At 62.1% G+C, this 13,939-nt stretch carries 12 protein-coding genes; 9 read left to right on the top strand and 3 right to left on the bottom strand.

Translation table 11 applies throughout. The features are described from left to right. The 7 genes from cmk (at nucleotide 1) to ttcA (ending at nucleotide 6,898) form a co-directional block, all read left to right on the top strand. The gene (gene cmk, locus F595_RS0106055) at nucleotides 1–723 is read left to right on the top strand and encodes a (d)CMP kinase (protein WP_051144641.1); all 723 of its coding nucleotides are present in this window, start codon (nucleotides 1–3) and stop codon (nucleotides 721–723) included. A gap of 200 nt (nucleotides 724–923) precedes the next feature. After that, nucleotides 924–2,597, top strand: a complete 1,674-nt coding sequence (gene rpsA / locus F595_RS0106050) for a 30S ribosomal protein S1 (RefSeq protein WP_022955978.1) — start codon at nucleotides 924–926, stop codon at nucleotides 2,595–2,597. Between the two features lie 107 nt (nucleotides 2,598–2,704). Then, a complete protein-coding gene (locus tag F595_RS0106045; protein WP_026913287.1) occupies nucleotides 2,705–3,028 on the top strand; it encodes an integration host factor subunit beta in 324 nt (107 codons plus the stop codon). Continuing rightward, nucleotides 3,028–3,324, top strand: a complete 297-nt coding sequence (locus tag F595_RS0106040) for a lipopolysaccharide assembly protein LapA domain-containing protein (protein WP_022955976.1) — start codon at nucleotides 3,028–3,030, stop codon at nucleotides 3,322–3,324. Before F595_RS0106045 ends, F595_RS0106040 begins: the two co-directional genes overlap by 1 nt. A gap of 10 nt (nucleotides 3,325–3,334) precedes the next feature. Further along, entirely contained in the window at nucleotides 3,335–4,051 is a 717-nt protein-coding gene (gene pyrF, locus F595_RS0106035) for an orotidine-5'-phosphate decarboxylase (RefSeq protein WP_022955975.1), read from the top strand. Nucleotides 4,052–4,147: 96 nt separating this feature from the next. Further along, nucleotides 4,148–5,770: an OmpP1/FadL family transporter gene (locus F595_RS0106030; RefSeq protein ID WP_022955974.1), complete on the top strand. Its 1,623-nt coding sequence runs from the start codon at nucleotides 4,148–4,150 to the stop codon at nucleotides 5,768–5,770. Nucleotides 5,771–5,857: 87 nt separating this feature from the next. Beyond that, complete coding sequence (gene ttcA, locus F595_RS13040) at nucleotides 5,858–6,898, top strand: tRNA 2-thiocytidine(32) synthetase TtcA (RefSeq protein WP_022955973.1); 1,041 nt, start codon at nucleotides 5,858–5,860, stop codon at nucleotides 6,896–6,898. Between the two features lie 106 nt (nucleotides 6,899–7,004). Here ttcA and F595_RS0106020 read toward each other — a convergent pair whose 3' ends face one another. Both F595_RS0106020 and F595_RS0106015 read right to left on the bottom strand, forming a co-directional pair. After that, a complete protein-coding gene (locus tag F595_RS0106020; RefSeq protein ID WP_084682851.1) occupies nucleotides 7,005–8,657 on the bottom strand; it encodes an OmpP1/FadL family transporter in 1,653 nt (550 codons plus the stop codon). Between the two features lie 121 nt (nucleotides 8,658–8,778). Further along, complete coding sequence (locus tag F595_RS0106015) at nucleotides 8,779–9,816, bottom strand: helix-turn-helix domain-containing protein (RefSeq protein WP_084682850.1); 1,038 nt, start codon at nucleotides 9,814–9,816, stop codon at nucleotides 8,779–8,781. Nucleotides 9,817–9,921: 105 nt separating this feature from the next. Between F595_RS0106015 and F595_RS13035 the strand changes: the two genes are divergently transcribed. Continuing rightward, on the top strand, nucleotides 9,922–10,836 hold the full coding sequence (locus F595_RS13035) for a metal-dependent hydrolase (protein WP_022955970.1): 915 nt from the start codon (nucleotides 9,922–9,924) through the stop codon (nucleotides 10,834–10,836). 275 nt (nucleotides 10,837–11,111) lie between these two features. Here F595_RS13035 and F595_RS0106005 read toward each other — a convergent pair whose 3' ends face one another. After that, nucleotides 11,112–12,713: an isocitrate lyase gene (locus F595_RS0106005; RefSeq protein WP_022955969.1), complete on the bottom strand. Its 1,602-nt coding sequence runs from the start codon at nucleotides 12,711–12,713 to the stop codon at nucleotides 11,112–11,114. Between the two features lie 129 nt (nucleotides 12,714–12,842). On the opposite strand from F595_RS0106005, the gene F595_RS0106000 reads away from it, so the two are divergent. Continuing rightward, entirely contained in the window at nucleotides 12,843–13,847 is a 1,005-nt protein-coding gene (locus F595_RS0106000) for a LysR family transcriptional regulator (protein WP_026913285.1), read from the top strand. Nucleotides 13,848–13,939: the final 92 nt, after the last annotated feature.

The following is a 13,939-nucleotide window of genomic DNA, read 5'->3' as shown; positions in this document are numbered from 1 at the left end:
ATGAGTGCAGAAATCGAGAAAAGCCCGCGTGCCATCACGGTTCCGGTGATCGCCATCGACGGCCCCAGCGGCTCGGGCAAGGGCACCATCGCCCACCGTGTCGCACAGCGACTCGGCTTTCATGTGCTGGATTCCGGCGCGCTCTATCGCCTGCTCGGTGCTGCCGCGCAACGCCATGCCGTGGCCATGGACAACGAGGCGGCACTGGAAGTGCTGGCTGCGCATCTGGATGTGCAGTTCATTAGCAACACCGATGGCGAGCCGGTGATCCTGCTCGAGGGCGAGGACGTCACCGATGTCATCCGCACCGAAGAAGCCGGCCGTGCCGCATCCCAGGTTGCGGCCTTGCCCGCCGTGCGGCAGGCGCTGCTGGCTCGTCAGCAGGCTTTCCGTGAAGGTCCGGGCCTGGTCGCCGACGGTCGCGACATGGGAACGGTGGTGTTTCCGGATGCCGACGTGAAGATCTTCCTGACCGCGTCGGCCGAGGCGAGGGCAGAGCGACGCTATCGCCAGTTGCTGGAAAAGGGCTTCGATGCTAATCTTGAGAGTCTGATCGACGATATCCGTGCGCGTGATGCGCGCGATACCGAGCGTGCCGTGGCGCCCCTGAGGCCTGCCGCCGATGCGCTGATACTCGACAGTACCGACCTCGGAATCGATGCCGTGGTCGATCGCGTGTTCGCGGCAGCGGCTACAGCGCCCGGACTCGCCAGATACCTGTGATTCGCTCACGAGCCTGTGAACTGCCGGGCCACCGGGCGAATGCGAGCTGAACGACAAGAGGCCGTCAAGGCCTCTTGTTTTTGGCGTCATGGCGTCGACGTCCACCAGCCTGGTCGTCGCCGTGGCGTAAACCAACCAACCCGCCTGAGCTGGTCAGGTGGCTGCCATACAAGTGCCAATCCCGGCACTGGAAGGATTACATGACTGATTCATTTGCCGCCCTTTTTGAAGAAAGCCTGGTTTCCCTGGACGTCGAGCGCGGTGCGCTGATCAAGGGTATCGTTGTCGGCATCGACAGCGACTGGGTCACCGTTGACACCGGCCTCAAGTCCGAAGGCGTGATCGACCGCGAAGAGTTCCTCAACGATCGCCGTGAGCTCGAAGTCGCCGTCGGCGACAACGTCGACGTCGTCGTCAAGCAGCTGGATGACGGCCTGGGCCGCACCATCCTGTCGCGTGCCGATGCCAAGCGTGCCGAAACCTGGATCCGTCTGGAGAAGGTCTTCGAAGCTGGCGAAATCGTCCGCGGCATCATCTCCGGCAAGGTCAAGGGCGGCTTCACCGTTGACGTCGGTTCCATCCGCGCGTTCCTGCCGGGTTCGCTGGTCGACATCCGTCCGATCCGTGACACCGCGCACCTGGAAGGCCGCGAGCTGGAATTCAAGCTCATCAAGCTCGACGCCAAGCGCAACAACGTCGTGGTCTCGCGCCGCGCCGTGATGGAAGCCGAATCGTCGGCCGAGCGCGAACAGCTGCTCGCCAACCTGCAGGAAGGCCAGGTCGTCAAGGGCATCGTCAAGAACCTGACCGACTACGGCGCGTTCGTTGACCTGGGCGGCATCGATGGTCTGCTGCACATCACCGACATGGCCTGGAAGCGCATCAAGCACCCGTCCGAGATCGTTGAAGTCGGCACCGAACTGACCGTCAAGGTCCTCAAGTTCGACCGCGAGCGCAACCGTGTCTCGCTGGGTCTGAAGCAGCTGGGCGAAGATCCGTGGCTGGCCCTGATGGGTCGCTATCCGGAAGGCACCCGCGTCAAGGCCAAGATCACCAACCTGACCGATTACGGCTGCTTCGCCGAGATCGAGGAAGGCGTCGAAGGTCTGGTGCACGTGTCCGAAATGGACTGGACCAACAAGAACATCCACCCGTCCAAGGTCGTCCAGATCGGCGACGAAGTGGAAGTCATGGTTCTCGACATCGACGAAGACCGTCGCCGTATCTCGCTCGGCATCAAGCAGTGCCGCGAGAACCCGTGGGATGCCTTCGCGCGTCAGCACGAGAAGGGCGAGAAGGTGTCCGGCAACATCAAGTCGATCACCGACTTCGGCATCTTCATCGGTCTCGATGGCGGCATCGACGGTCTGGTTCACCTGTCCGACATCTCCTGGAACGAAAGCGGCGAAGACGCTGTCCGTCGTTTCAAGAAGGGCGATCCGATCGAAGCCACCATTCTCTCGGTTGATCCGGAGCGTGAGCGCATCTCGCTGGGCATCAAGCAGCTCGAGCGTGACCCGTTCGGTGACTTCGTGGCCCAGTTCGACAAGGGCGCCGTGGTCAAGGGCACCGTCAAGTCGGTTGACGCCAAGGGCGCCACGATCGAAGTCATGGATGGTGTTGAAGCCAGCCTGCGCGCTTCCGAACTGAGCCGCGACCGCGTCGAAGATGCCACCAAGCACCTGGCTGTCGGTGACAGCGTCGAAGCCAAGATCATCGGCATCGACCGCAAGACCCGCGTCATCTCCCTGTCCGTCAAGGCCAAGGATGAAGCCGAAGACCGCGAAGCCATTGCCAGCCTGCGCGAGCAGGGCAGCGATGCCGCCGGTCCGAAGACCATCGGTGACCTGATCAAGGCCCAAATGGGCAATTGATCGGCCAACCGGCTGTCTAAAAAAGCGGGAGGTGTTGTCACCTCCCGCTTTTTTTTGTTTAGAATCAGGCCATTGTCATTTATTGACGCGAGCCATCGGCCATGACCCTGACCAGATCCGAATTGATCGAGCGCCTGGCTGCCCGGCAGCAGCTCCTGACGGGCAAGGATGTCGAGCTTTCCGTCAAGACCATCGTCGAGCATCTGTCATCAACATTGAGTGACGGCGAGCGCATCGAGATCCGCGGTTTCGGCAGTTTTTCGGTGCACCATCGCGCCCCGCGCATCGGTCGCAACCCCAAGACAGGCGAATCCGTGTCGCTGGAGGCGAAGAGCACGCCGCACTTCAAGCCCGGCAAGGAATTGCGTGACCGCGTCAATGAAAGCGCCGCGAACACGCCGATCCATCAGGCATCGGAAGGAGAGGGCTGATGAGCATGCTGCGCAAGCTGGTGTTCTGGCTGCTGCTGGCCGCTTTCCTGTTCGCCGGCTTCTGGATGGTGATCGTCAACAACGCGCCCTTGACCCTGAATCTGCTGTTTGCCGAGATCGGACCGGTCAACGCCGGTTTCGTCATCCTCGTGGTGTTCGTCAGCGGCATGCTGCTGGGTCTTGTCACTGGCAGCAGCCTGACCCGGTTGTCACTCTGGCGCAAGTCACGCCAGGCCACGACCGTCAGCAGCGAGCCCCCATCCCCCCCCGTGCCGCCGTCGCCACCTATCTACTGAGTCTCTACGCATGTCCCCGGTTTCCGCTGTGACCACGTCGCCGGTAATTGTCGCGCTCGACTTCACCACCTCGCACGATGCCCTGGCACTGGTTGATCGCCTGCCGGCGGGCTCCTGCCGCCTCAAGGTCGGCAAGGAGCTGTTCACGCACACCGGTCCGCAGCTGGTGCGTGATCTGCAGACGCGCGGCTTTGACGTGTTTCTCGATCTCAAGTTCCATGACATTCCCAACACCGTGGCCGGTGCCGTTGCCGCTGCTGCCGATCTTGGCGTGTGGATGGTCAATGTCCATGCCAGCGGTGGCCGTCGCATGCTCGAAGCGGCTCGCGAGACGCTTGCCCGGCATCAGCACCGCACCTTGCTGACCGCGGTGACCGTGCTGACCAGCATGACCAGTGAAGAGCTGGCCGAGACCGGCTGTGTCGATGACGCGCGCAGCCAGGTGTTGCGTCTTGCCAGGCTGGCATCCGACAGCGGGCTTGATGGCGTGGTGTGTTCGGCCCAGGAGGCCGTCATGCTGCGCGAGCAGCTGCCGGCCAGTTTCCAGCTGGTGACTCCCGGTATCCGTCCTGCCGGCAGTGCCGGTGACGACCAGCGTCGCATCATGACGCCGGTCGAGGCTGTCGCCGCAGGCGTCAACTATCTGGTGATCGGCAGGCCGATCACGCAGGCGGCAGACCCGGTGCAGGCTCTGATCGACATCAACCGTTCCCTGGGTGTCGTGTAATCCGTTCACTTGGTTCCAAATTGGACACGTGAGCTTGTCAACCTGAGGTCTGCATGACACCATTCGCCGCTCATCGGCGACGACTGGTTGGTCATAATGTTTGCAGCCCTTGCGCGTGGCGTTCCGCGCCTGGTTTTTCTGGTTTCCCTGTCACACTCCGCGGTCCTGCAGGCTGCCGGTCTCGAGTATCCCTGGCAGTCCACGGCAGCCATGGGCACGGCCCAGGCCAATGCCGCCGAAGCGGCCGATGCCTCGACCGTGTTCTTCAATCCCGCCGGCATGGTGCGACTGCGCTCAACGACCGTGAGTCAGGCCGGTCAGGTGCTGTCGGTGCGCGGACGCTTCGTCAATGACGGCACCACCAAATACGAGAACGGCGAGCTGGTGCCTGTCACCGGTGGCAGTGCCGGCAGCTATCATCCGCAAGCCATTCCGGCCGGGCAGTTCTATGTGGTCACGCCCTACGATGACCGCATCACGCTGGGGTTCGGCCTGTTCGTGCCCTACGGCGCCAACGTCAACTACAAGTCGGACTGGGCAGGCCGTTTCTTCAAGGACGCCGGCGCCATCGAGTCGATCAACCTGAACCCGTCGCTGGCGATCCGTTTCGATGACAAGCACAGCCTGGGTCTCGGACTGTCCGCGCAGATCATGCATGTGCGCCTGCGCGCCGGCGTCGACGTCCAGGAGGGCGCCAACGGCATCGCTCGCCGCACCATCCAGAGCGGTGCCAGCCAGCTCTGCTCGCCATCCGGCCTGCCGCTGGTTGGCGGCATCTCCGCTGTCGTGTGCAGCGAGGTTGCCGACCTGCTGGCCGGACCGCTGGTCAGTGATGGCGCCGGCGAGGGCAAGCTGCTGTTCGACGGTCTCGGCATCGGACATGGCTGGAACATCGGCTACATGTACCGTTTCAATGACGATCGCACTCGCGTCGGCCTGACCTACCGATCCGCCATCCGCATGCGCGTCAGTGGTGACGTCGACTGGGATTTCCGCGATGTCAGCGGCAACATCCCTGACATCACCGGCGTGCGCGAAGGCGATCCGGTATCGCTGGCCGGGGCGCTGGCATCCCCGCAGATCTCGCTGCAGGACTACACGCGGCGCTACGTGAGGCCGGACAGTGACGGGCGCATCCGCTTCACCACCCCGGATTCGGTCGGCATGGCCCTGTTTCACCAGCTCGATGCCGACTGGGCCGTGATGGGCTCGGCGACCTGGACCCGATCCAGCAGCATTCAGGCCCTGAGACTGGAGATCGCCGACCGGCAGGGACCGAACGGGACCGTTCGGCAAGGGGACGGGGTCGTCAACACCCGTTTCCGTGATACCTGGAAGATTGCTGCCGGCGCCAACTACCGCTGGGACGAGCGGCTGCTGCTGCGCGGCGGCATCGGCTTCGAGCAGACCCCGGTGCCTGATCCGGAATCACGTGATGCCACCACGCCCGATGCCGACCGCGTGGTGCTTTCCCTGGGTGCCAACCTGCTGCTGCGCAAGAACCTGAGCATGGACCTGGCTTACAGCCACATCCGTCTCAAGGATGCCAAGGCAAACTACACCGATGACTGCCACCCGTCCGGCTACATCCCCTCGCAGGATGACGGCGTCGGTGCCACCGATGGCGGCGAATGCACCGGCAACGGCGGCACCTTTCGCGGCGAGTTCAAGGATACCTACGTGAAGTCCCTGGGCATCCAGATCAACCAGCGCTTCTGAAGACATGCGGGGGATGCGCAAAGCGATTTACAGCACCGGTGGCTTCCGCGAAAATGCGCGCACTTTTTCATCGACACAGGCACGCGCATGAGCCATCCCGCTGACACGACTTCCTCCGCCGAACACGACCCGATCGCCCGCTGGTTCGTGCCGCCGGCAGCGCAGGATGCTGCTGCCTCGGCTCTCACCCTGGACGATGACGCGGATGACCTGGATGGCGACGACAGCGCAGGCGAGGCTGAGTTGCCGGAAACGGCAGCCGCGTCGGCGCGTCCCGATGCCGCCACCCGCCAGCGCCTGAACAAGCTGCAGAAGCGCCTGCGCCGTCTGACCGGCCAGGCCATCCAGGACTACAACATGATCCAGGATGGCGACAAGGTCATGGTCTGCCTGTCCGGTGGCAAGGACAGCTACACCATGCTGGAGATCCTGCTCAATCTGCAGATCAGCGCACCGGTCACGTTCGAGATCGTCGCCGTCAACCTGGACCAGAAGCAGCCCGGCTTCCCCGAGGATGTGCTACCGAAGTACCTGACCGAACGCGGCGTGCCGTTCTACATTCTCGAGAAGGACACCTACAGCATCGTCAAGGAACTGACCCCGGAAGGGCAGACCTACTGTGCCGTGTGTTCGCGCCTGCGTCGCGGCAACCTGTACGCCTTTGCCCAGGAGATCGGTGCCACCAAGGTTGCACTCGGCCACCACCGCGACGACATCATGGCCACGCTGTTCCTCAACCTGTTCCATGCCGGCCGTCTCAAGGCCATGCCGCCCAAGCTGCTCTCCGATGATGGGAGGAACGTGCTGATTCGCCCGCTGGCCTACTGCAAGGAAAAGGACATCGCCGAATACGCTGCACTCAAGGGTTTCCCGATCATTCCTTGCAACCTGTGCGGCTCGCAGGCCAATCTGCAGCGCGCGGCCATCAACCAGCTGCTGCGTGACTGGGACAAGCAGTACCCGCAGCGCCTGGACAGCATGTTCACCGCCATCCAGAACGTGGCGCCGTCACAGCTGGCCGATCGCGAGCTGTTCGACTTCGAGGGCCTGGAAACGCGTCGCGTGCCGACCGAGGCCAAGGTGACTGCACCGGATCGCGTGCCGATGGTGAACGTGCAGCTGGATTGACGTTGGCTGCCCGGCCACCGGCAGGGTGACGGGCATGTTCCAGTCATGAATCTCCCAGACATGAAAAAGCCGGCTGATGCCGGCTTTTTCATGCACGTCGATTGCCTCAGAAGCGCTGGTTCATCTGGACCGACAGCACCTGGATGCTGGTGTCCGAGAAGCGGCCGCGGAAGGTGCCGCCGTTGCCGGTACAGGGGCTGCCGTCATTCTCGTTGATCACGCCGCGGCAGGCGTCGCGGTAGTTGGCGTTGGAGTCTTCCAGCATCACGTAGCTGTAGGCCGCGTCAAAGCTCAGGTTCTTCTTGGCCTTGTAATTGGCGCCCACCGAATACATGTAGCGGTTGCTGTCAGGCAGGCCCGGGTGACGGGAATTGGCATCGGGCACCGGTGTCTTGTCGAACTGGAAGCCGGTCTTCAAGGTCAGCTTGTCATCCCAGCGGTAGTTGGCACCCACCGACACCTTGTAGGAGTCGCGCCACTTGGTCTGCACGCTGGCATCGCCTTGCACGACCTTGTTGCCTTGCGGGTCCCTCTTGTCAGAGAACTTGACACGGATTTCGTCCAGCACGGAGGTGTTGATCAGCGTCACGTCGAACATGGCGTCGATCTTCTGGCTGAGCTGGTGGAAGCCGTGGAAGGACAGACGGGCAGGAATGGTGATGTCAGACTTGGCGGTGGTGTCCGGACGCAGGTACTTGCGCAGGAAGTCGCGGATGTCGCCGTTGCCGTCATTGATCGCGCTGACGATGACCGAGCCGGTCGGCGTCTCGCGGATGTCATTGAGATCCCATTCCAGGTCACCACGGAACTTCATGTCCACATCGCTGCGGTAGGCGATGCCTAAGCGGGTACGGTCATTGACTTGGAACATGTAGCCGAGGTTGTAGCCCAGACCGTAACCGTACATTTCAACCTGTACGGAACCAGTGCTCTTGGGGTCGATGATCAGCGGAGCAGCACCATCGGCAAGCTGCAGGGTCACGTCGGGCGGCAGCACGGTACCGAGGTCGATGCTGCAGACCGGTGACAGCAGGTTCTGATCGCAGATCTGACCGACGATCTGGGTCAGCTCGTTGTTGAGGCGCAGGGTTTCCAGCGTGGCATTGTCGATGACGGGCGACAGCAGGTAGGGCGCGACGCCCTCGACATCAATCTGGTTCTGCTGTCTCAGGTGGCCACCGATGATCTGCACGCCAGCACCCACGCTGTGCTTGTCGTCAAAGCGAATGCCGACCGAGGGGTTGATGTTGACCAGCTCGACCGCGACGGCATCGATATGGTAGGCGCCAGCCCAGTCCTTCTTGAAGTTCAGGTTGCCGCCACCGGCGGCAAAGATGCCGAGACCGAGGGTGACCATGTCATCGTAGGGCGTGGTGGCAAACAGACCGCCGGCAGCAAGGACTTGTGGCCAGAACGAGCCCGGCTTGCCATCGCTGTAGGGGGCGTCAGCCAGCGGGCGACCCTCTTCCTGGCCAGGCTGCGGTGTGCCGGTGGTGCCGCGATCCTCGACCTTGCCGCGGAGCAGCAGCAGGGACGCACTCTGCGACAGCTGCGTGCCACGCAGGCGGGTGATGCCGGCCGGATTGTAGTACAGCACGGAGGGATCATTGGCCTCGATGGCGTTGGCGTTCGAGGTGCCCTGGTGTGATGCCGCAATGGTGGGCAGGTCGAAGCCGCCGGCATGCACGGCGACGGAGCACATCAGAACGGAGGCGGCGAGGAGATGACGCGGAAAGCGGGAAAGGCTGGAGGAACCCATGTAGCACCCTTTTCTTATTATAACGGGGATCTACGGAGTTTTTCACAGTGTGTCTGCACGGGCAAGAGCAGATTCCGATAAAATCTGACATATGTATTGATCGTGGCCAGCGAGAGCTGGCTCAGGCTCCCGGTGTCGCGCCCAGGCTGCGCCGGTACTGCGCCGGGCTGGCCCCGGTCCAGCGCTTGAAGGCACGCGAGAAGTTGGCGACATCGGAGTAGCCCAGGCTGTCCGAGATGCGTTCCACGGAGTCTTCGCCGCGCTCCAGCATTTCGATGGCGGCCTGCCGGCGCATGTCCTCCAGAATGTCCGAAAAGGTCGTGCCTTCATGCGCCAGCTGACGTTTGAGCGTGCGCTCAGACATGTGCAGTTTCTCGGAAACTTCTTCAAGTGAATGAAAGCCTTGTGGCTCCTTCTTCACCAGTTGTCTGACCTGCATGATGAAGCGATTGTTGAGTCCGAGGGCCATCAGTTCGCGTTCGCATTGCTCGACGGCCAGCTGCATGGAGTGGCTGTCGGCCATGACCAGTGGCAGGTCAAGATAGCTCGCATCGAAATGGATGACGTTGCCGGGGCGGCCGAAGCTGATCTGCGCGGGAAGGATGTGCTTGAACGACTCGTAGCGCGTGTTGTAGGGGATGTCGATTTCCGCGACGCCGAACAGGGTCTGGCCGGTGACGACCTGTGCCATCTGGCCGAGACCGATCATCAGCGCGGCTACCGCGCCATCACGCAGGGGCTGAAGGTTGAAGGCCGTGTCCAGGTGAATGCTGGCGCGCTCGTCCTGGCGCGTGAGGCGGATGGAAAACCCCATGATGCGCAGGCTGATGAAGCGCTCGACCAGTTCCAGCGCCTGCGCCACCGTGTCGGCGGTCATGGCGGCGAAGCCGATGAAGCCGTGACTGGACAGCTTCATCTGCATGCCGATGTAGAACGGCAGCGCCGGCTCTTCGGTCAGCACCAGAGCCTGCTCATAGATGGCGTTCATGACCGCCATGGGGATGCGCACGGTGGGCGAGGTGAGCTGTTCGCGCGTCAGGCCATGGGTGGCGAGCAGATCCTGGTCCTCCACGCCCCAGCGCCGCGTGACATCCAGCAGGAGCAGGGCATAGGCGCCGGGAAGGCCTTGTGTATCGAGGTTGTCCAACGATGACATCATTCAATGGCACATAATGACAAGAAGATGTCCCAAAATAACCTGTTGTCGGAACCCGGTCAAAAGCACAGTTGGCGTGCCCGATTTTTCTTTATCCGGAGGGGCATGATGACTGCATCACTTTCGACCGATGTCACCGAAAACCTCAAGCAAACGGCCTCGCGTCAACCGCTGGGCGCCCGCGTCGGCATTCCGCCGCGTCGCGTCGCGATGAATCTTGAAGACACCCGCAGCAAGCACTGGTACGCCGATGATGCCTTTCTGACCGCGTACTGGTCGGCATTCTCCGTGCTCCTGCCCGAAGGTGAACAGTTCTTTGTGCGTGCCGTGAAGCACTATCGCGACCAGATCACCGACGAGGACCTGAAGGCAGGCATCGCCGGCTTCATCGGTCAGGAGGCCCTGCACACCCAGGGTCACCAGGTGCTCAATGCCTACATCGAGAACCACAAGCTGCCGGCCGAGCGTCTCGAGAAGCAGCTGCGCTTCCTGCTCGACACCGTCGGCAAGATCCACCCGCGTCTCAATCTTGCCGCGACCATCTGCCTGGAGCATTTCACCGCGCTGCTCGGCGAACAGCTGCTTGCCGAGCAGGATCACCACGATGCCATCAACACGGACGTGCGTCCGCTGTGGATGTGGCACGCGCTGGAAGAGACCGAACACAAGGCGGTCGCCTGGGATGTCTATCAGCAGACTGGCGGCAGCTATGCCGTGCGTGTCGCCACCATGGGTCTGACCACGGTCATTCTGGGTGCCGTCATGGCCTATGCCACGGCCAGCATCCTGCAGGCTGACGGCAAGCTGTTCGATGTGCGCAACAACGCACGCGGCTTCCTGTCGCTGTTTGGTCGCCAGGGTCGCATGACGCGTCTGCTGCCCAAGTTCCTCGACTTCTTCAAGCCGGGCTTCCATCCCAACGATCACGACACCAACGCCCTGGTTGCCGAATGGCGCGAGCGTCTGTTCGGTGTTGATGGCGAGATCAGCCACCTCGTCAAGGGCGCCAAGTCTCTGCACTAAGCGTCTATTCTGAAATGAAAAAACCGCCTTTCATGGCGGTTTTTTCATGGCCGGTTCCCGGCAGCGGATGATTGCCGAGGTTCCGGCCGGAACAGGGAGTGGGTGTGTTGGCGGCATGCACGTACACCACATCTGGGTGGAACCCGGCGTTGGTGTTCCTGCAAGCCCGGAAACCTGAGCCCCGACCGACACCCCCTGCAGCGTCACGGTGCCGTGAACGCCCATAAAAAAACCGCGCTTGCGCGCGGTTTTTTTCACTCACCGTGTCGGTGGCATCAGCCGCCGAACTGGTTCATGGTGTTCTTGGAGGCATCGCCCGCCTTGAGGGCGTTGTCACCGGAGAACATTTCCTTGTGGTCGTCGCCGATGTCCGAGCCGGCCATGGCCTGGTGCTTGACGCAGGCGATGCCTTCACGGATTTCCTTGCGCTGCACGCCGCCCACGTAGGCCAGCATGCCCAGCTCGCCGAAGTAGCCCTTGGCCAGTTCGTGAGTCGACAGAGCGGCGGTGTGGTAGGTCGGCAGCGTGATCAGGTGGTGGAACACGCCGGCTTCACGGGCCGCATCGGCCTGGAAGGTGCGGATCATTTCGTCGGCGTCGTTGGACAGCTCGGTGCCGTCGTACTTGGCGTCCATCAGCTTGGCGCGGTCGTAGGCCGACACGTCCTTGCCGGCGGCGACCCAGCGGTCGTAAGCCTGCTGACGGAAGTTCAGCGTCCAGTTGAACGACGGGCTGTTGTTGTAGACCAGCTTGGCGTTCGGAACGATTTCCTTGACGCGGTTGACCATGTGGGCGATTTCCGCGACGTTCGGGGTCGGGGTCTCGATCCACAGCATGTCGGCACCGTTCTGCAGCGAGGTGACGCAATCCAGCACGACGCGGTCGATCTGAGTGCCTTCGCGGAACTGGTACAGGCCGGAAGCCAGACGGGTCGGGCGGTGCAGCTTGCCGTCACGCTTGATCAGGATTTCGTCGTCAGCGGCTTCGCTGATGTCGATTTCCTTGGTGTCGAGGTAGCTGATGTACTGGGAAGCGATGTCGCCCTTCTTCTTGGAGACCGGGATCTTCTGGGTCAGGTCGGCACCTTCGGAGTCGGTACGCGCGACGATGACGCCTTCGTCAATGCCGAGTTCCAGGAAGGCCAGACGAACGGCGTTGATCTTGGCCAGGAAGTCTTCGTGCGGAACGGTAACCTTGCCAGCCTGGTGGCCGCACTGCTTGGCGTCCGACACCTGGTTTTCGATCTGGATGGCGCAGGCGCCAGCTTCGATCATCTTCTTGGTGAGCAGGTAGGTGGCTTCTTCGTTGCCGAAGCCGGCGTCGATGTCGGCGATGATGGGCACGACGTGGGTCTGGAAGCCGTTGATCTTGGCTTCGACTTCGGCGGCCTTGGCGGCATCACCGGCTTCTTCGGCCTTCTGCAGGGCGCGGAAGAGGTCGTTGAGTTCGCGGGCATCAGCCTGACGCAGGAAGGTGTAGATCTCTTCGATCAGGGCCGGCACCGAGGTCTTCTCGTGCATGGACTGGTCGGGCAGCGGGCCGAAGTCGGAGCGCAGGGCGGCAACCATCCAGCCGGACAGGTAGATGTACTTCTTGTCAGTGGTGCCGAAGTACTTCTTGTTGGCGATCATCTTCTGCTGGGCGATGAAACCGTGCCAGCAACCCAGCGACTGGGTGTACTTGCTGGTGTCGGCATCGTACTCGGCCATGTCCTTGCGCATGATCGAGGCGGTGTACTTGGCGATGTCGAGGCCGGTGCGGAAGCGGTTCTGCACGATCATGCGGGCAGCGTCTTCCGGGTGGATGGCGCCCCAGGTGCCACCGAGCTTGGCCTTGACGGCGCGAACGTGTTCCAGAGCAGACTTGTAAGTCGTCATGACGATTTCCTGTTCAGGGTTGGATGAAGCCGATGTCATCTGCGGACGGCCTCGGCAGAAAGCCCGCGCAGTCTACGATCTGTGGCATAATTTTCAAAATATATGCGTCTGATTGTCGGTATTCACCAAATGAATCTTGAGCAGGTCGACCTCAATCTCCTAGTGTATCTGGATGTGCTTCTGCGTGAGCAGAGCGTGACACGCTCGGCCGAGCAGCTGGGCATAACGCAGCCAGCAATGTCCAACGGACTCAAGCGCTTGCGTGATCTTTTCAATGATCCGCTTCTGATTCGCTCGAGCAGTGGAATGACCCCGACCGAGCGCGCCCTGGAGCTTGCGCCACGGGTTCGGGAGGCGCTTTCCGCGGTCACCGAGATCCTCGAACCCAAGCAGGATTTCCGACCACTGACATCAAAGCGGGTGTTCCGGATCATGTCATCGGACTATGCCGAGGCCACCCTGATGCCGGCGCTGGTGAAGGCGCTGCGGTCGGAAGCGCCGGACGTGGTGCTCGACTTCCTCACGCCATCCGACGTCAGCGTGCAGGACATCGAGCAGGGCAAGGTCGATCTGGCGATCAACCGCTTCAACGAGATTCCCCAGTCATTTCATCAGATTACGCTGTGGTCTGACAGCTTTTCCTGTCTCGTCAACCGGAGCAATCCGATTGCCAACCGCTTCAACCTGAAAACCTACATCGAGTCCCGGCACATCTGGGTGTCCAAGACCGGCATGGGCATCGGCTTCGGCATGAACCCGGAACGGGGCGGGCTGGGCCAGATCGATGCCGCGCTCGAGCGCATCGGACAGAAGCGCCACATCGCCATCTACACCCGTCACTACCAGATGCCGGCGCTGGTCGCGCACAAGACCGACCTGATCGCCACGCTGCCGTCACGCATTGCCCGTCTGCAGGGCGATCATCCGCAGCTGCTGGTCAAGGATCCGCCGTTCTTCATCCCGGAGTTCGAGTTGAAGATGGCCTGGGGACCCATTCTCCAGCACAGTCCGGCGCACCGCTGGCTGCGTCACCTGATTCTCTATGTCGCCCGCCAGATCAACGAGCAGGAGCGGCGCGACGAGGAGGGCAGACAATGGTCGCCACGCCGTCGCAAGGCCATTGATCGGGAATGACCACACCCGAGGTTTTGAGTAGACTACGCCACCTGAGTTGACACCCGGCCGCCTCGCCCTGTGGCGGCATGGGCGGCACACCGCATTCGACA

The organism is Perlucidibaca piscinae DSM 21586 (assembly GCF_000420045.1).
GTDB classification, from domain to species: Bacteria; Pseudomonadota; Gammaproteobacteria; order Pseudomonadales; family Moraxellaceae; genus Perlucidibaca; species Perlucidibaca piscinae.
This window is presented reverse-complemented; position numbering and strand designations above follow the sequence as displayed.